A 17,323-nucleotide genomic window follows, 5' to 3' on the forward strand; every position below is an offset into this window, starting at 1 on the left:
CAGGCTCGCTCCCACAGGGACAGCATTGCAAATGTGGGAGCGAGCCTGCTCGCGAAGGGCCGGTGCGGTCACAGGCAATTTCGAATTGGAACAAGGCAATCCGCAATGACCTCACGTGTCGCCAGCAAGTCGTCGGCCATACCTGCCCCTCAAGTCGCCTCCCCGGCGCTGTTGATCCCCGCCCTGCTTCTGTTTGTCTCCGGCGCCGCCGCGCTGGTGTACCAGGTGCTGTGGATCAAGCAGCTGTCGCTGGTGGTGGGCGTCGAGGTCTATGCCATCACCACCGGGATCAGCGCGTTCTTTGCCGGGCTGGCCCTGGGCGGCTTGCTGTTCGGCCGCTGGGCGGACCGGATGCAGCAACCGGTTGTGCTCTACGCCGGGCTGGAAGTGCTGGTGGCGGTACTCGGCGTCGCCGCGACCTTTGCCATGAGTCTGGCGGCCAGCCCCTTTGCCTGGCTGGAAGCACACGTAGGTTTGCTGGCCTGGGTGCTGCCGTTCGCGCTGGTGGGCATTCCCGCGCTGTTGATGGGTGGCACCTTGCCGGTGCTGGTTCGCTCCCTGGCCACTGACCCGCAACACCTGGGCAAGGCCGGCGGGCAACTGTATGCGGCGAACACCGCCGGGGCCATTGCCGGCACCCTGCTCGCCGCGTTCGTGCTGATCGCCACCCTCGGCGTGCGCGGCAGCGCACTGGCCGCCGCCATGCTGAACCTTCTGGCCGCCGCGGGAGCCTTGTGGTTTCAGCGCCGGCGCGTGGCAACCGTCGATGCCCCGGTGAAACATCACACTGAAAAAACCCCCGACCGCCTGGCCCTGTGGCTGTACTCCATTGCCGGTGGCGTGGCCCTGGGCTACGAAGTGGTGTGGTCGCAATCGATCGTGCAATTCATGAGCACCCGCACCTACGCCTTTGCGGTGGTGCTGGCGACTTACCTCACCGGGTTGTTCCTGGGCAGCATGCTGCTGGCCCGTCGAGTCGATCGTCTGCGCGATCCCTGGGGGGTGTTCGGTTTGCTGATTGCCGCAGCCGGAGCGATTGCCTTGCTGGAAGTGGCGTTGCTCGGACGCTGGCTGGTGCTCGCCCAGACCCTGGTCGAATCCTGGGTATTGTCATTGGGCGGCAGTGAGCTGGCGGGCATGAGCACGCGGTTTGCGGTGGCCGCCTTGAGCATCGTGTTTGTACCGACCCTGTTGCTCGGTGCGGCGTTCCCCTTGGCCCTGCGCTTGAGTGTCGGCGGCGAACGGGTGGGGCGCAACGTCGGCGAAGTCGTCGCATTCAATACCCTTGGCGGGATCATCGGGGTGATGCTCTGCGGCTTTGTCCTGATCCCGATGCTCGGTCTGGTGCGAACCCTTGGACTGCTGGCGATGATCGCCGCCGGTATCGCCTACCTCGCCGTACGCAAGGGTCATGGCGTGAAAAAAGGCCGACGCCAGGCAGTGGTTGCCATCGGCCTGGTGTCGCTGGCACTTGCCGTGTTCACGCCGGTCAACAAGCTGGCCAGCCTGCTGCCGGGGGCGCGCAATGGCACGCTGACGTTCTACGAAGAAGGCCGTGGCGGAACCGTCGCCGTGGTCACCCAGGGCAAGGGCGAAAGAGCGTTCCAGCGCTTGTACATTCAGGGCGTGTCCAATACCGGCGATGCCATGCCGTCCCTGCGCTACATGCGGATCCAGGCGCTGTTGCCCCTGTTGATTCACAACGGTGAGCCGCGTTCGGCACTGGTGATCGGGTTCGGTACCGGTATCACCGCGGGTGCCCTGACCCGCTACCCCGGTCTGGAACATCGCGTGGTCGCCGAACTGCTGCCTTCGGTGGTCAAGGCGGCCCCCTTGTTCAAGGGCAATTTCAATGCCGCGACCGATCCGGGGGTCGATGTGCGCTCGCGTGACGGTCGCCAGGAACTGCTGCGCAATCCGCAGCGCTACGACCTGATCACCCTCGAGCCGCCACCGCCCTCCGCTGCCGGCGTTGTCAACCTGTATTCCCGGGACTTCTACCAACTGGCCGCCAGCCGGTTGCACAAACAAGGCCTGGTCGCCCAATGGCTGCCGCTACCGACGCAGAACATCGACGACTCGCGCTCACTGGTGCGCAGCTTCCTCGACGTGTACCCGTACGCGACCCTGTGGACCAGCGAATTCCACGAGATGCTGCTGGTGGGTTCGATGGAGCCGATTGAACTGGATGTGGCAAAGATCAACGCACGCTTCCAGCAAGACAGTGTTCGCGGCACCTTGCAGGATGTCGGCGTCGGTTCGGCCGCGGCGTTGCTCGCCACCTGGGTGACTGACCGTGGAGGGCTCGAACGCTTCGCTGGCGATGCGCAACCGGTGACGGACGATCAGCCCAGGATCGAATACGCGCCCTGGGTTCGGTCGAAAGAGATCAGCCGCGTGTTGCCCGCCCTGCTCGACCTGCACCAGCCGCCAGCCGTGTTGAACGCCGACGCCGGGTTCATCGAGCGCATGAACACCCAGCAACAACGCCTGATGCAGTTCTATCGGGCGAGCCTGCATGCCTACGACGGCGACCGTGACGCCTGGGCCAGGGATATGCGCGAGGTGATGCGTTGGGATTCCGGGAATCCGTATTACCGGTGGTTTGTCGGGGAGTGATTGGGCGCCTTGGCGGCCGCCATCGCGAGCAGGCTCGCTCCCACAGGGGACTTGTGGCGCTCACAGATCCAGTGTGGGAGCGAGCTTGCTCGCGATGGGGACATCAGCTTCACAGCATCTGCCATTTGACAGACGCCGACCATCCGGCAAAGCTGAATCGAGCTTCATCGCGCGCCGCAAGGCAATCGCACCTGGACCATGGAAGTCGTAATGCCGAACCATAAAAATAAAGCTGCAATCCCAAACCCTGATTCGCAACCGACCCTGATCAACCGTTACCTGTTCCCTGTCACCATCGGCATCCTGCTGCTGGCAGTGGCGGGTATTGGCTGGTTTTTGCTGGGCGGTACATCGACGCCGCTCAAGTCAGTTCCCGTCAGCGCCCCTGCCGTGCAACCGGCCAAACCGCAACCGGTCGCTGCCGCGCCTGCGAAAATGGTCGATGAGCAACAATGCCAGGGCTGCCACGGCGAGCAGGTCAAGGACTGGCAAGGCTCCCATCACCAACTGGCGATGCAGCAAGCCAACGCGGACACCCTGCTCGGCGACTTCAACAACGTCACCTTCAAGGCCGAGAAAGAGACCACGGTGTTCTCGCGCAAAGGCGACGAATTCTGGGTCAACACGCCGGGAATCGATGGCAAGAATGCCGATTTCAAAGTGGCCTACACCTTTGGCATCGCCCCCTTGCAGCAATACCTGATCGAGGTCGGCGAAGGCCGCTTGCAGGCTCTTGCGGTGGCCTGGGATACCGAGAAGCACCGCTGGTTTCACCTCTATCCGGGCCAGGGCGTCACCTTCAAGAACCCGCTGCACTGGAGCAAGCCGAGCCAGAACGCCAACTTCATGTGCGTCGAGTGCCACACCACCGGCTACAAGCGCAATTTCGATGCGGCGAAAAACACCTTCGACAGCCACTGGAACAGCCTCGGCGTCGGCTGTCAGGCCTGCCATGGCCCGGCGTCCAGTCACCTGGAATGGGCCGCGAAGAAAACCGACCTGATCCATGCCGGCTTTGCCGTCGATCTCAAGGACAAGAACGCCACCGTCGAAATCGAAACCTGCGCCCGCTGCCACTCGCGTCGTGCGCCGCTGGACGATGGCTACACGGTCGGCAAGCGGCTGATGGACGACTACCTGCCGAGCGTCCTGACCCGCGAGTTGTACGCGCTGGACGGCAAGATCAAGGATGAAGTGTTCGAACACGGCTCCTTTGCCCAGAGCAAAATGTTCGACAAGGGCGTGCGTTGCAGCGACTGCCACAACCCCCACAGCACTCAGCTGAAAGCGCCTGGCAACGGAGTGTGCCTGCAATGCCACAACACCGCCGGCAAAACCACTGTGGAAGGTGTCGACGGCAAGGGCCTGCTAGCGAAAAACTACGACGCCATCGAACACACTCGCCACACCCTGGGCCAACCGGGTTCGCAGTGCGTGGATTGCCACATGCCCGGCAAGTTCTACATGGGCAACGACTTGCGGCATGACCACAGTTTCAGTATTCCCAACCCCGAGCGGGCGAAAAAACTGGGGACGCCTGACGCTTGCCTGACTTGTCACCAAGGCAAGGCCGGCGACAAGGTCACCGAGCAGTTCAAGCTGTGGAACACCGCCAACGCCAGCGTGGTACAGGCCCCGCGCTACGACGAAAGCCTGTGGCTGATTCGCAATGGTCAGGCCGGCGCTGGCGAGGCATTGTTCGAGCAACTGCAACGCAGCAACCTGCCGGCGATTCAGCGGGCGACGCTGCTGGCCGAGCTGCCGGCATACCCGAGCGAACAGGCGTTGAAACTGGCCACCAAGGACTTGGGTAACCCGGCGCCGCAAGTCCGCGAGAGCGCGGTGCGAGTGGTCAGCGCCTTCCTGCCGCCAGCGGAGCGCGCGCCATTGCTGACGCCGTTGCTGAGAGACCCGGTGCGGGCCGTGCGCATCGCCGTCGCCCGGGACCTGCTCAGCGTGGCACGCAATGGCCTGGGCACCGCCCAGGACAGCTGGAATGCCGCCATCGCCGAGTACGAGGCGGTGCAAAAAAGTCTGGCCGAGCGCGCCGAGGCCAACCTGAACCTGGCCATGCTCTATCAGGCTGATGGCCGCAGCGCGGAAGTCGAAGCGTTGCTGCGTACCGCCCTGCAGCGCGATCCGGACTTCTACCCGGCGCTGGTCACCCTGGTGCAATGGCTGGAGGCCAACGGTCGCCGTCAGGAAGCTCATGCCCTGCTGGCGCAAAGCCTCAAGGACCACCCCGACTCAGGTCTGCTGCAACACACCCAGGGCCTGGCGCTGATTCGTGCGGGCCAGGCCGCTCAAGCCTTGCCGTACCTGCGCAAGGCCGCGCAACTGGAACCACAGAGCGGACAGTTCGGCTATGTGCTGGCGGTGGCCCTGCATGACAGCGGCAAGATTGACCAGGCGTGCGCAGAACTGGAACGGCTGTTGAAAGAACAACCGGCGAACCGCAATGCCCGCTTGTCGTTGATCCAGTACTACCTGGACAACGGGCAGGAGCCCAAGGCGCAGGTGCTGTTGCAGGGCTGGAAGAAAATGAACAGGGGGGATCCGGCGTTGAAATGATCGGGGCTGAACCGGACGCCCCTTCACGGTCAGTCCTGCTCCCACAGGGTTAGCGTCGTCGACTGAATCTGCATACGACGCTAACCCTGTGGGTGCAGGCGTGCCCGCGAAGACGGCCGTGCGAGCAACGCCCATCCCAGGCATGTCCCCTCCCCGTTTGCCCTGTATCGGTCAGCAAACAACGCGAACCCCTTAGATTTTTAGTGATGTCACTACGCCACTAGTGATAAGGTTCGCGGCGCTTGAAAAACCTCTCCCCCATTACATTTCGAGGCGACATGAAGCACGCCTCGGCCAATGACGGCAATGACCGTTCGCAAGGATCAACCATGGAAGCTCTCCGCAAGCTGTTCACCGTTACAGCCCTGACCACAGCACTCCTGACTTCGGGCTGTGCAAGCATCGTCGGTGACAGCAAATACCCGGTGAACGTATCGAGCACGCCTAGCGGCGCCAACTTCACCATTACCAACAAAGCCGGTGTCGTCGTACATAACGGCTCCACGCCCAACACCGTGACGCTTCCTTCCGGTCGTGGCTACTTCAAGGGTGAGGCCTACACCATCACCTTCAAGAAAGAGGGTTATGCCGATGCCAGTACCACTCTGGATACCAGCATGAGCGGCTGGTACTGGGGCAACATCCTGATTGGCGGGTTGATCGGCATGCTGGTAGTCGATCCACTGACTGGCGCCATGTACAAACTTCCCGAAGACGCCGCAGGTAACCTCGGCAGTCCGGTGGCCGGCGAAACACCAAAAAACCTGACACTGCTGGAAATCGATCAGCTGTCGCCAATCGAGCGCGCGACACTGGTTCGCATCAACTGAGAGCACCCGGCACATTCCGCCGTTCGGGATGCGCCCTTTTGTCTAGCCCCTGCGACGAAACAACGGCCGCGGCTCAATCACCGAACGCCCGTACAACACGCTCATCCCCGCCAATCCCTTCAATGCATCTTCTGCGGATTTGTCTTCACGCACGGCAAAGCTGTCGAAACCGCATTGGCGCATGTGGCTGAGTTGATCGCGCAAGACATCGCCGATGGCGCGCAACTCGCCGGCCCAGCCCAATCGCGTGCGCAGCAGATACGCCTGGCTGTACCCGCGGCCATCGCGAAAGCTCGGGAAATCCAGGGCGATCAAGGGCAGTTGGGCAAACCATGGCTGAAGGCTTTCCACTTCATCGTCCGGCCCCAGCCACACGCCGCTTTGCGACGGGTTTTCCAGCCAACGGCTCAGCGGCAGAATCGCGGCACCCACGGGCAGCGGTGCTTGCGGGTCGCGCACGAGCTTCCACGGATCATCCGCGACAATCCGCGTCATGCCCTCTTCCAGCCGCAACAGATTGTTCATGCCGACACCTCCAGCACTTTCGCATAGACCGCCTCCTTGAACGGCTCTAGCCCGATCCGTTGGAAGGCGTCGACGAACAGTTCTTCGCTCTCGCGATAACGCACAAAGGTGTCGATGATGCGCTCGATCACCTCGGGCACTTCGGCAGCGCTGAAGGACGGGCCAATGACCTTGCCCAACGCGCTGTGCTTGCCCTGGGTGCCGCCGAGGGTGATCTGGTACCACTCGGCGCCATTCTTATCGACCCCCAGAATGCCGATGTTGCCGATGTGATGGTGACCGCAGGCATTCATGCAGCCGGAGATATTGAGGCTGATTTCGCCCAGGTCGTGCAGGTAGTCGAGATCTTCGAAGCGTGCGGCAATAGCCTTGGCGATGGGGATCGACTTGGCGTTGGCCAGCGCGCAGAAGTCGCCACCGGGGCAGGCGATGATGTCGGTAAGCAATCCGGCGTTGGCACTGCCCAGATTGTGTCCGCAGGCCAGGCGCCACAGGGTGAACAGATCGGCCTTGGACACGTCAGGAAGGACGATATTCTGCTCATGGGCAATGCGGATTTCACCGAAGCCGAAGCGTTCGGACCACTCGGCCACCGCCTCCATCTGTCCGGTAGTGACATCCCCCGGTGGCGCAGCGCTGCCGGGCTTGGTCGACAACACCACGCTGGCATAGCCCGATATTTTGTGCGGCTGCACGTTACGCTGCACCCAACGAGCGAACGCCGGGTTTTTGGCCAGGTGCGTGCCGAAATCGAGATGGGTGTCGGACAGATCACGATATGGCGGTGCGACGAACGCACTGGCCACACGCTCGAACTCGTCAAGGGTCAGTTGCGCCGGGCCGTCCTTGAGGTACTGCCACTCTTGCTCCACTTCCCGGGCGAAGGCCTCGATGCCCAAGGCTTTGACCAGAATCTTGATTCGCGCCTTGTACTTGTTGTCCCGCCGGCCATGGCGGTTATACACCCGCAGCACCGCCTCTACGTAAGACAGCAGGTGCTGCCACGGCAAGCCTTCGCGGATCTGCAAGCCGAGGATCGGCGTGCGCCCCAGGCCGCCGCCCACCATGACTCGCAGGAGCATGTGTCCGTCGGAACCCGGGTAAAGATAAAGGCCGATGTCATGCATCATGATCGCCGCGCGGTCCTGCTCGGCCGAGCAGATGGCGATCTTGAACTTGCGCGGCAGGAACAGGAATTCCGGGTTGATGGTCGACCACTGCCGCAGAATTTCCGCCAACGGTCGCGGGTCAATCATTTCGTCGGCCGCAACCCCGGCAAAGGCTTCGGTGGTGATGTTGCGCACGCAGTTGCCGGAGGTCTGGATCGCATGCATTTCCACCTCGGCCAGGCGTTCGAGGATGTCCGGCACCTGAGCCAGTTCGATCCAGTTGAACTGCATGTTCTGCCGGGTGGTGAAATGGCCGTAGCCGCGATCGTAATCCCGGGCGATGCTCGCCAACGTACGCATCTGCCGGGCACTCAGCGTGCCGTAGGGAATCGCCACCCGCAGCATGTAGGCGTGCTTTTGCATGTACAGGCCGTTCTGCAGGCGCAACGGCAGGAACTCTTCTTCGCTCAGCTCACCGGCCATGAAGCGCTCGACCTGATCGCGAAACTGCGCAACCCGTTCGAGCACCAGTGCCCGATCGTAATCATCGTATTGATACATAGCTACCTCATCAGGATTGCGGGGCATCGGGCTCTGTGGCTCGTTCATAAGAGCGACTATGCGCCAGCGGTGCAGCGTGTTACAGATTCACCTGAATCGTTAAAAACCGTATCAGAGCGCGCAAGATCGCTGCAGCAGCGCAACTTATCTGATCCGCACAAATGAAATATTCCTGAGCCTGTTTTGTTTTCGCCACGGTTTTTACAGTGCACGTCATTGCAACCGTGGAAGCATCGATCATGAGCACAACAACTATCGGACAGGCCTATAACTACAAGGTCGTCCGCCAATTCATCGTGGCGACCGTGATCTGGGGCGTCGTGGGGATGGCGATGGGCGTGTGGATCGCCTCGCAACTGGTGTGGCCGCAGATGAACCTGGACCTGCCGTGGACCACCTTCGGCCGCTTGCGCCCGCTGCACACCAGCCTGGTGATTTTCGGTTTCGCCGGCAGCGCGCAATTCGCCGCCAGCTATTACGCGGTGCAGCGTACCTGCCAGGTGCGGCTGTTCTCGGACACACTCGCCGCCTTCACGTTCTGGGGCTGGCAGTCGGTGATTGTGGTGATGCTGATCACCCTGCCGCTGGGCTACACCACCACCAAGGAATACGCCGAAATCGAATTCTCCGGCGCGGTGTGGATGACCGTGGTCTGGATTGCATACGCCGTGGTGTTCTTCACGACCGTAGTGCAACGCAAGACCAGACACATCTATGTCGGCAACTGGTTCTTCGGTGCATTCATCGTGGTCATCGCCATGCTCCACGTGGTCAATCACCTGTCGATTCCAGTCGACTGGTTCAAGTCCTATCCGGTGTATTCCGGGGCCACCGACGCCATGGTGCAATGGTGGTACGGGCACAACGCCGTGGGCTTTTTCCTGACCACCGGTTTCCTGGGGATGATGTATTACTTCGTGCCGAAACAGGTGGGCCGGCCGGTGTATTCCTATCGCCTGTCGATTGTGCACTTCTGGGCGCTGATCACCCTGTACATCTGGGCCGGGCCGCACCACTTGCACTACACCGCGCTGCCGGACTGGGCGCAGTCGCTGGGCATGGCCATGTCGCTGATCCTGCTGGCGCCGAGTTGGGGCGGGATGATCAACGGTATGATGACTCTGTCCGGTGCCTGGCATAAGTTGCGCACCGACCCGATCCTGCGTTTCCTGGTGCTGTCCCTGGCCTTCTACGGCATGTCGACCTTCGAAGGGCCGATGATGGCGATCAAGACCGTCAACGCCCTCTCCCACTATACCGACTGGACCATCGGCCACGTGCACGCCGGGGCGCTGGGCTGGGTGGCGATGATTACCTTCGGTGCGACCTATCACATGGTGCCGAAGGTATTCGGACGCGATCAGATGCACAGCACGCCGCTGATCAACCTGCACTTTTGGCTGGCGACCATCGGCACCGTGCTGTACATCGCCTCGATGTGGGTCAACGGCATCACCCAGGGCCTGATGTGGCGCGCGATCAACGATGACGGCACGCTGACCTACTCCTTCGTCGAAGCCTTGCAGGCCAGCCATCCGGGATTCGTCGTGCGCTTTGCCGGCGGGGTGTTCTTCCTCAGCGGAATGCTGCTGATGGCCTACAACGTGTGGCGCACGGTGCGGGTAACGGACGTGGCGATGGCCGAACGCGAGGCGCGGTTAGCCTGATGATTGAAGTCATATTGAACATTCTGGGTGTGGCATTTTTGTGGTTCGCCATCGAGTATTGTCTGCGCCACCAGACCGCTGAGAGCCTGGACGATGCGAGCCTGATCCCGTTTGCGGATGACCCGGAAGTGGCGCGGCGGGTGGAATTGGCGACCGGGAAAACCGTTAGAACACTGCCGCCGCGAGAGGCGAAACCGGATTGGGGAACCCTGGATATTTGATGTAGCACCGATTACTGCGGGAGCAAGCTCCCACAGGGTTGTATGTCGAGATTTCAGGTACGCTCCCGGGGAATCAGGCTTTGCAGTTGTTGCGCCAGGAAGTTTGCATCGAACTCAAAAGTGTCCGGGTCTTTCAAGCCATTGGTCTTGCGCCACTGCCAGCTAGTGGATGGCGGCAGGCACACCAGTGACACGCTGCCATAACGTGCTGCTGTAAAGCCCATCACCGCCACGGAAATCTGCCCGCCGACACCCATCACCTCCGGGACGAATTCCACCGGTTTGCCAGCGATCAGGATGCTCAGCTTTTCGGTCTTGAATGGAGAGGTCTCCACCGGAACACTCGGCCCCGACGCGACATACACTTCGCGGTTCACTTCGAGCAGGTCAGGTGCCTTGACCGGTTCCAGCCACTGCTGGATCTGATCGAACAGCGCACCAATGCGCTTCGCCCACTCGGCCGATTGCGACTCGAACACTTGCTTTTTGTGCGCTTCGCTTTCGGCATAGTGGCGAAGCATTTCGCCCAGTTGCTGTACATCGTCCATAGCGGTGTTCCCTGAATAGACCGGTGTTGCGGACCTGGAGCATGGCAGATGCCCGAACGCTGCGTACGACTAAAACCTGACGACAGTTTGCACCGTCGCGTAATCGCGGGCACTGTAGGTGCGCACTTCACCTGACAAACGGAGCACGATATGCGCACCATCGGCCTGATCGGCGGCATGAGCTGGGAGTCCAGCGCCGAGTATTACCGCCTGATCAACCAGCAGGTACGCGAGCGCCTCGGGCCGTTGCGTTCGGCGAAATTGCTCATGTACAGCGTCGACTTCGGTCCAGTCGAACAGGCCCAGCACGCCGGTCGCTGGGACGATGCGGCGCTGATCCTGGTGGATGCCGCGCAGCGCTTGCAGGCGGGCGGCGCCGATTGCGTGGTGTTATGCACCAACACCATGCACAAGGTCGCCGGGCAGATTCAGGCGGCCATCGACATTCCCTTCCTGCACATCGCCGATCCGGCCGCTCAGGCCGCGGTCGAGGCCGATGCATTGATAGTGGGCTTGCTGGGCACCGCGTTCACCATGGAACAGGACTTCCTCAAGGAACGCCTCGCCGCCCGGGGCTTGACCGTGTTGGTGCCGGAGGCCGGGGAGCGCCAGGCCGTGCACCGGATCATCTACGACGAGTTATGCGTCGGCGTCATCAGCGAAACTTCGCGCCGGGTGTATCAGCAGGTCATCGCTTCGCTGGAGCAGCGCGGCGCCCAAGCGATCATCCTCGGCTGCACAGAGATTGGCCTGCTGATCAAACCCGAACACAGCGCCCTACCCTTGCTCGACACCACCGAGCTGCATGCGCAAGCTGCGGTGGCGTTCGCCCTGGGCGACTGACTCAACCGGCCCTGGGCGTACGACGCAGGCGCGCCATGCTCAAGGTGTCCACCAGTACGCCGTCGCGCACGGCGTAATCACGGAACAGGCCCTCGGTTTCGAAGCCGAACTTGCGGTACAGGGCAATGGCCGCTTCGTTGTCGGCATATACCGACAGCTCGATGCGCTGCAGATTCATCCAGTTATCGGCAATATCCAATGCCGTTGCGAGCAACTTCGACCCTACGCCTTTGCCCTGCCACGCCACCGCAACGCCCATGCCGAAACTGCCGGCATGGCTGCGACGAATGCGTGAGAACTGCTCCAGGCCAATGTTGCCGACGACCGTCCCTTGATGCAGGGCCACCACTTTCACCAGGCGTTCGTTATCCAGTGCCAGGCGACTGCGCCAGAGTTCAGTGGGTTGAAACGGCATTTGCAGGGTTTGGCGGGCGATTGCCGGATCGTTGTACAACGCGGCAATGCCTTCGATATGAGATTCGTTGAAGCGTTCGAGGGTAATGACAGGCTCGGGGGTTGGCATGGGTGAATCATCCTTGAAGCAGACATGGCCGTTCACTCTATAACGCTACCTTCGGCCGTGGCGAGAACCAATGTGGGAGCGAGCCTGCTCGCGAAGGCGTCATCACATTCAACATTGAAGGTGTCTGGACAACCGCATTCGCGAGCAGGCTCGCTCCCACAGTCAGATTGCACTCAGCTTTCGAACCACTCCCGGCGCTCGCTGAAGGTGTTTTCGATCAATTCGACGATCATCCGTACCTGCGCGTCGTCCCCGGAATCGGCGTTGACCGCCATCCACACCTGACGCCGCATGGGTTGGTCAAACAGGCCCGGCAAGGCAATCAGCCCGCGGTCGAAGTGGCTCATGTAGTGCGGCAGCAGGCCGATGCAGGCGCTGCATCGGATCATCTCCAGCATCAGCCCGTAGGATTGCAGTTGCACCGCCCCCGCCAGGCGCTGGTCCACCAGTGCATTCCATGGCCGGAAACTTTCGACATGGCCGTCCTGCCGCCATTGCACCAGGAGAAAATCGGCCAGGTCATCCAGGCATTCCGGCCTGGAGGCAACCCGCGAGTAGCGCTTGGCAATGTGCGGAAGGTAATCGAGTGGCGCCAGGCGCCGGGGTTCGGTGGTGGCAAAGCTTGGTCCCGGTAACGGCGATCCGGTCTCGCCCAGCCACACCACGACGTCGGCGCTGATCGCCTGCAATGACATTTCGCTGTCGAGCGTGATGATGTCCAGCCGAACGCTGGCGTTGCGCCGCAGCAGTGCAACCAGGTCGCGTCCGAGAATGTCATGCAGGATCGAATCCGCCACGGCCAGGCGAATCAACGGTTGCTCGATCACCGGCAAATTGCGTTCATGGGCCAGGGCGATCAATTGTGCGTGCAAGCGCAAGCCATCGCGGCTGAGGCTGAATCCATTGTCAGAATGGTTGAACAGCGAACACTGCAACTGCGTTTCCAGCAGCACCAGTTGCCTGCGCAGACGGGTGGCCTTGATGTTGAGACTGCGGGCGGCCTGCATGAAGCAACCGCAACGGGCGCTGACGGTGAAACACAGCGCCAGTTCGGGGTCGATACCCGCTGCCAACTGGCGCCATGACGCGTTTTTATCGATGGCTACACGATACTCGGCAGCACCCTGTTGGGTGCAGATTTCCATGACTGACATCGAGGACTCCCTGTCGATCGGACACTGACAGGTCCATCCTGCGGATCCTTCATGAAGCTGCTGTGACAAAGACTCAGGCGCTGGGTGTCTGCCGGAAGCTTACGGCCAGGCGATTCCAGCTGTTGATGGTGGTGACGGCGATGGTCAGGTCGACCAGTTCGCTTTCACTGAACTGGTCCCGGGTCTGGACGTAGACATCGTCGGGCACATGGCTTTCGGAGAGCAAGGTGACCGCCTCGGTCCAGGCCAGCGCGGCTCTTTCCCGGGGGTTGAAAAAGTTACTGTCGCGCCAGACCACAATGGAATACAGGCGCCGGTCGCTTTCGCCCAGGCGTCGTGCATCCACCGAGTGCATGTCGGTGCAAAAGGCACAGCCGTTGAGCTGCGAAGCACGAATCTTGATCAGGTGCAGCAGGCCCTGCTCGATGCTCAGGCTGCTGGTCAGGGCCTCCATGGCGATCATGGCTTTCATCGCCTTGGGGGACGCGCTGTAGTAATCCAGACGGGGGTTCATGGAGCGATCTCGTGCAACCGTGAGGTGATTTTCACGGTAGTCGCTGGCGCGCAAGCATGACAGATCCAATCAGGCGATTTCCCCGGTGACCAGCGCCACCAGACCAATTGACGGTTTTTCCACTGCACAACTTCTGTACTGCAAGCGGATAAGGGTAATCTTGCGCGACGCACACGCGCCTCAACAGCCCCGGAGCCTCGCCGGTATGGAACTACATGTTGTCATCAACGGCCGCAAGGATCTGGCCGGCCAGCTGTACAACCAACTGCGCAGCGCCATCGAGTCCGGTCGTCTGACCGCCGGGACGCAACTGCCGCCCAGCCGTTTGCTGGCCGAACAACTGGGTATTTCGCGCAAGACCATTTCCGATACCTACGCCCAGCTGACCTACGAAAACTTCCTCACCGGGGTGGTCGGCAAAGGCACTTACGTCAACGCGCGCGCGTCGAAGGTGCAGCGCAAACAGAGCCACACCGAGCTTGCCGGTTTCGAGGTGATCGAGTCCTGGCGCAACCTGCCGGTGTTTCTGCGTCATCCGACCCTGGAAGGCTCGCTGCGCTACGACTTCATTGGTGGCGCCACCAGCAAGGGCCAGTTCCCCCAGGATGACTGGCGGCGCTGTACCTCCCATGCACTGCGCCAGATGGCGGGTTCCAAGGGCTTGTATAGCTTGCCCGAGGGCTTGCCGGCCCTGCGTAACGCCATTGCGCAGCACATCGCGTTTTCCCGCGGGGTCAATTGTCAGGATGAGGATGTGGTGGTGTGCAACGGCGCGCAGCAGGCGCTGGACCTGATCGCCCGGGTGCTGATCAGTCCGGGCAGCCTGGTCGCCATGGAGGACCCCGGCTACCCGCCAGCGCGCCTGCTGTTCGGCACCCATGGCGCCACGGTGATTGGCGTGCCGGTGGACGCCGAAGGCATTGTGGTGGACCGGATTCCTCGCGGCACTCGCCTGATCTATGTCACCCCGTCGCACCAGTTCCCGCTGGGCATGCCCATGAGCCAGGCACGCCGGGAAGCATTGCTGGCCAAGGCCCATGAGCTGGGCGCGATCATCATCGAGGACGACTACGACAGCGAATTCCGCTATGAGGGCCGCCCCACCGATTCCCTGCAGAGCATGGATGAACGGGGGATCGTCGCTTACGTCGGGACGTTCTCGAAAACCCTGTTACCGGAGCTGCGGCTCGGCTATGCGATCCTGCCGCCGGCGATCCTCGAGGCCGTGGTGCGCGCCAAACAGCTCACCGACCTGCACACCTCGACCCTGCCGCAATGGGCGCTGGCCAAGTTCATCGCCGAAGGCTGCCTGCTCAAGCACATCCGGCGCTGCCATACGATCTATGCCGGGCGCCGCGAGCGGATCCTGACGCGCATGGCCGGCGACCTCTCGTCCTGGCTTGAGGCGGTGCCGTCTACCGCCGGCTTCCACATGGTGGTGATGTGCAAAGTGCCGATAGATATTCCATTGGTGATCGAACTGGCGAAAAAAGTCGAAGTCGGGCTCTATGCCATCGACAGTTTTTTCTATCAGGAAACGCCCAGGGCCGGGCTTTTCTTGGGTTTTGGCGCCATCGAAACCCTCGACATCGACATCGCCCTGGACCGTTTGCGCGACATCCTGCAGCAGGTGGCCTGACGGATTGGCCTGCGGCTTTATCCGGCGATTGGCTATTGGCGGTCCCAGGGGGCGGGCCTATCCTGCATAGGCGTTATCCCTCAATGAGCAGGATTCGTCCGGCCTGATTCAGGAGTGTGAGCAATGTCCCATGAAGTGATCAATACCGTACAGGTACAGGCCGCCGCCGGCCGCTCGGATGAACTGGGTAAGCAACTGCAAAAGATTGTCGAAACCCTGCGTGAACTACCGGGCTGCGAATCCTATATGGTCGACCGCTGCCCCGAGGACACCAATCGCTGGACCGTCAGCGCCCACTGGCAATCGGAAGCGGCCATGCGATCGCATTTCAACTGTCCTGAAGTCCAGGGCTTCATCAGCCTGATAGATAGCCAGTTGGCCAATGCCGTGGACTTCAACAGTTTTCCGATCGTTTAACCATTTCCCGTGGTGAGGGAACTTGCTCCCTCGCCATCATTTTTTCTCCGTTGGCCTTCCTGCAATTGGCCCCCTCGCCTTCCAGAATATTGGCTGTTTAACCTCTACAGCTTGCGCACTACTGTGGTTTGCAACAACCAACCACCGCAGGTAAAGAACCATGAACGTGTTGCGCTTTTGTGCTGCCCCTCTCGTCGCCCTGGCCCTTATTGCATCCGCATCGGCCTTTGCCCATGCCCCTTCGGAAAAAGTTACCGTCCTGCAGGACGAAATGCTGAAGAACGTCCCTGGTAAAAAAGCGCTGATGATCGAAGTCGATTACCAGCCCGGTCAATCGTCCATCGCCCACAAACACGATGGCACCACCATGGCCTATGTCATTTCCGGACAAATCACCTCCCAGGTGAAGGGCCAGCCGGCGAAAACCTACAAGGCCGGTGAGTTCTGGTATGAGCCGGCGGGGTCGGAACACCTTGTGTCGAAAAACGCCAGCGCGACCAAGCCTGCCAAGTTGCTGGTATTCATGGTTTTGGCCCCGGACGAGAAAGTGTTGATCCCATTGGAACACTGATGGCTGAACGTACAGCTATAAATAAAAAGGCTCGAATCGTGAATTCGGGCCTTTTTATTTCCCGACGCAATTAGCCGGAGACTTTTAAACCAAACAAAACTATTGACCGCCGGATAAGTGCGGACATTGGTTATTTAAATAAATCATCCAGGGTTTAGTCTTGACTCACCGTCGGTATAGCACCGGCAACTTAACTTTCGACTAAAGTTGTTTCACTGGAGAAACACCATGAAACTTGCGCTTGCCAGTACGTTCACCATGGCTGTTGTTTTAACCGGTTGCTCGATTCCCACTGCGCCGACGGCGGTCTCTTCACTGAGCGGTATCTTTACCGAACCGGTAGGCCGTAGCAGTACTACCCTGATAACCAACGGCAGCCATATCTCGCTGGGTATTGTCTACAGCCAGAATACCCAGACCAACCGCGCCTATCTTCGGGACTACCAGGCCAACGCCGGAACCGGTTTCGGCCAGAGCCTGCTGGTACAGCCAATCCATGACGCCTATGTAACCACCTCCAGGCCAGACATGGCCGTTGACTGGGTCAAGGCTTCCATGCAGCGGCAGTTCGGCTCGGTTATCGTATACCCGGACATGCAGAGCCTCAGGGCGGCGAAACCGGATGTGATAGCGGTAATTGACACCCGCAGCCAACTGATGACCTCGCGCAGTTCAGACATACAAGCAGATGTCAGTGCGGTTTTTTACGACAAGAACTTTAACTACATCGGTACTGCACAAGGGCATGACGCCAAAGCACTCAGCCCGGTGTGGGCCGACTATAAACGCAGTGAAGAGATAGTTGCGGACATTAACGAACAACAGAATGTACAAGTCAGGGCGCTGCAAAAGTTTGACCAGTCGCTCAGTAATTTATTGACCAACCCGACAAGTAATGTGTCGATGGTTGATAATAAATCCAGCCAGAAGTTGTATTGACTTCAATGGCCCCATCGCGAGCAGGCTCGCTCCCACAGTGGGCTTCTGTTGTACACAAAATCTGTGTTCACT

General features: G+C 60.7%; 16 protein-coding genes. 10 read left to right on the forward strand and 6 right to left on the reverse strand.

The features are described 5' to 3' along the window. The first annotated feature begins 105 nt into the window (after positions 1-105). The 3 genes from ACM6J5_RS14570 (at position 106) to ACM6J5_RS14580 (ending at position 6,020) form a co-directional block, all read left to right on the forward strand. Positions 106-2,619: a fused MFS/spermidine synthase gene (locus ACM6J5_RS14570; protein ID WP_414928804.1), complete on the forward strand. Its 2,514-nt coding sequence runs from the start codon at positions 106-108 to the stop codon at positions 2,617-2,619. Between the two features lie 210 nt (positions 2,620-2,829). Continuing rightward, complete coding sequence (locus tag ACM6J5_RS14575; RefSeq protein WP_414928805.1) at positions 2,830-5,190, forward strand: tetratricopeptide repeat protein; 2,361 nt, start codon at positions 2,830-2,832, stop codon at positions 5,188-5,190. A 329-nt stretch (positions 5,191-5,519) separates the two neighbouring features. Beyond that, positions 5,520-6,020 (forward strand): hypothetical protein, encoded by a 501-nt coding sequence (locus ACM6J5_RS14580; RefSeq protein WP_414928806.1) that lies wholly within the window; start codon positions 5,520-5,522, stop codon positions 6,018-6,020. Between the two features lie 42 nt (positions 6,021-6,062). On the opposite strand, the gene ACM6J5_RS14585 is transcribed toward ACM6J5_RS14580, so the two are convergent. Beyond that, positions 6,063-6,545: a DUF934 domain-containing protein gene (locus ACM6J5_RS14585; protein ID WP_414928807.1), complete on the reverse strand. Its 483-nt coding sequence runs from the start codon at positions 6,543-6,545 to the stop codon at positions 6,063-6,065. Continuing rightward, positions 6,542-8,215: a nitrite/sulfite reductase gene (locus ACM6J5_RS14590; protein WP_414928808.1), complete on the reverse strand. Its 1,674-nt coding sequence runs from the start codon at positions 8,213-8,215 to the stop codon at positions 6,542-6,544. The genes ACM6J5_RS14585 and ACM6J5_RS14590 overlap by 4 nt, the downstream gene beginning before the upstream one ends. Positions 8,216-8,454: 239 nt before the next feature. Here ACM6J5_RS14590 and ccoN point away from each other — a divergent pair, with 239 nt between their 5' ends. Both ccoN and ACM6J5_RS14600 read left to right on the forward strand, forming a co-directional pair. After that, positions 8,455-9,882 carry a cytochrome-c oxidase, cbb3-type subunit I gene (gene ccoN / locus ACM6J5_RS14595; RefSeq protein ID WP_414928809.1) on the forward strand — a complete coding sequence of 476 codons (1,428 nt, stop codon included), beginning with the start codon at positions 8,455-8,457 and terminating at the stop codon, positions 9,880-9,882. Further along, positions 9,882-10,103, forward strand: a complete 222-nt coding sequence (locus ACM6J5_RS14600) for a cbb3-type cytochrome c oxidase subunit 3 (protein ID WP_414928810.1) — start codon at positions 9,882-9,884, stop codon at positions 10,101-10,103. The genes ccoN and ACM6J5_RS14600 overlap by 1 nt, the downstream gene beginning before the upstream one ends. Before the next feature lie 53 nt (positions 10,104-10,156). Here ACM6J5_RS14600 and ACM6J5_RS14605 read toward each other — a convergent pair whose 3' ends face one another. Next, on the reverse strand, positions 10,157-10,651 hold the full coding sequence (locus tag ACM6J5_RS14605; protein WP_150724040.1) for a hypothetical protein: 495 nt from the start codon (positions 10,649-10,651) through the stop codon (positions 10,157-10,159). A gap of 150 nt (positions 10,652-10,801) precedes the next feature. On the opposite strand from ACM6J5_RS14605, the gene ACM6J5_RS14610 reads away from it, so the two are divergent. Next, on the forward strand, positions 10,802-11,494 hold the full coding sequence (locus ACM6J5_RS14610; RefSeq protein ID WP_414928811.1) for an aspartate/glutamate racemase family protein: 693 nt from the start codon (positions 10,802-10,804) through the stop codon (positions 11,492-11,494). A 1-nt stretch (position 11,495) separates the two neighbouring features. On the opposite strand, the gene ACM6J5_RS14615 is transcribed toward ACM6J5_RS14610, so the two are convergent. The 3 genes from ACM6J5_RS14615 to ACM6J5_RS14625 form a co-directional block, all read right to left on the reverse strand. Next, positions 11,496-12,017 (reverse strand): GNAT family N-acetyltransferase, encoded by a 522-nt coding sequence (locus tag ACM6J5_RS14615; RefSeq protein WP_150672922.1) that lies wholly within the window; start codon positions 12,015-12,017, stop codon positions 11,496-11,498. A 173-nt stretch (positions 12,018-12,190) separates the two neighbouring features. Beyond that, entirely contained in the window at positions 12,191-13,171 is a 981-nt protein-coding gene (locus ACM6J5_RS14620) for a LysR substrate-binding domain-containing protein (RefSeq protein WP_414928812.1), read from the reverse strand. A 73-nt stretch (positions 13,172-13,244) separates the two neighbouring features. After that, positions 13,245-13,685 carry a carboxymuconolactone decarboxylase family protein gene (locus ACM6J5_RS14625; RefSeq protein ID WP_095944793.1) on the reverse strand — a complete coding sequence of 147 codons (441 nt, stop codon included), beginning with the start codon at positions 13,683-13,685 and terminating at the stop codon, positions 13,245-13,247. A gap of 205 nt (positions 13,686-13,890) precedes the next feature. Here ACM6J5_RS14625 and ACM6J5_RS14630 point away from each other — a divergent pair, with 205 nt between their 5' ends. The 4 genes from ACM6J5_RS14630 (at position 13,891) to ACM6J5_RS14645 (ending at position 17,251) form a co-directional block, all read left to right on the forward strand. Beyond that, positions 13,891-15,324, forward strand: a complete 1,434-nt coding sequence (locus tag ACM6J5_RS14630; RefSeq protein WP_414928813.1) for a PLP-dependent aminotransferase family protein — start codon at positions 13,891-13,893, stop codon at positions 15,322-15,324. A gap of 123 nt (positions 15,325-15,447) precedes the next feature. Next, positions 15,448-15,741: a putative quinol monooxygenase gene (locus ACM6J5_RS14635; RefSeq protein ID WP_046037161.1), complete on the forward strand. Its 294-nt coding sequence runs from the start codon at positions 15,448-15,450 to the stop codon at positions 15,739-15,741. Positions 15,742-15,901: 160 nt separating this feature from the next. After that, on the forward strand, positions 15,902-16,312 hold the full coding sequence (locus ACM6J5_RS14640; RefSeq protein WP_095944795.1) for a cupin domain-containing protein: 411 nt from the start codon (positions 15,902-15,904) through the stop codon (positions 16,310-16,312). A gap of 228 nt (positions 16,313-16,540) precedes the next feature. After that, a complete protein-coding gene (locus ACM6J5_RS14645; protein WP_414928814.1) occupies positions 16,541-17,251 on the forward strand; it encodes an ATPase in 711 nt (236 codons plus the stop codon). Positions 17,252-17,323: the final 72 nt, after the last annotated feature.

The organism is Pseudomonas sp. IT-P74, from assembly GCF_949768175.1.
Taxonomy (GTDB): domain Bacteria; phylum Pseudomonadota; class Gammaproteobacteria; order Pseudomonadales; family Pseudomonadaceae; genus Aquipseudomonas.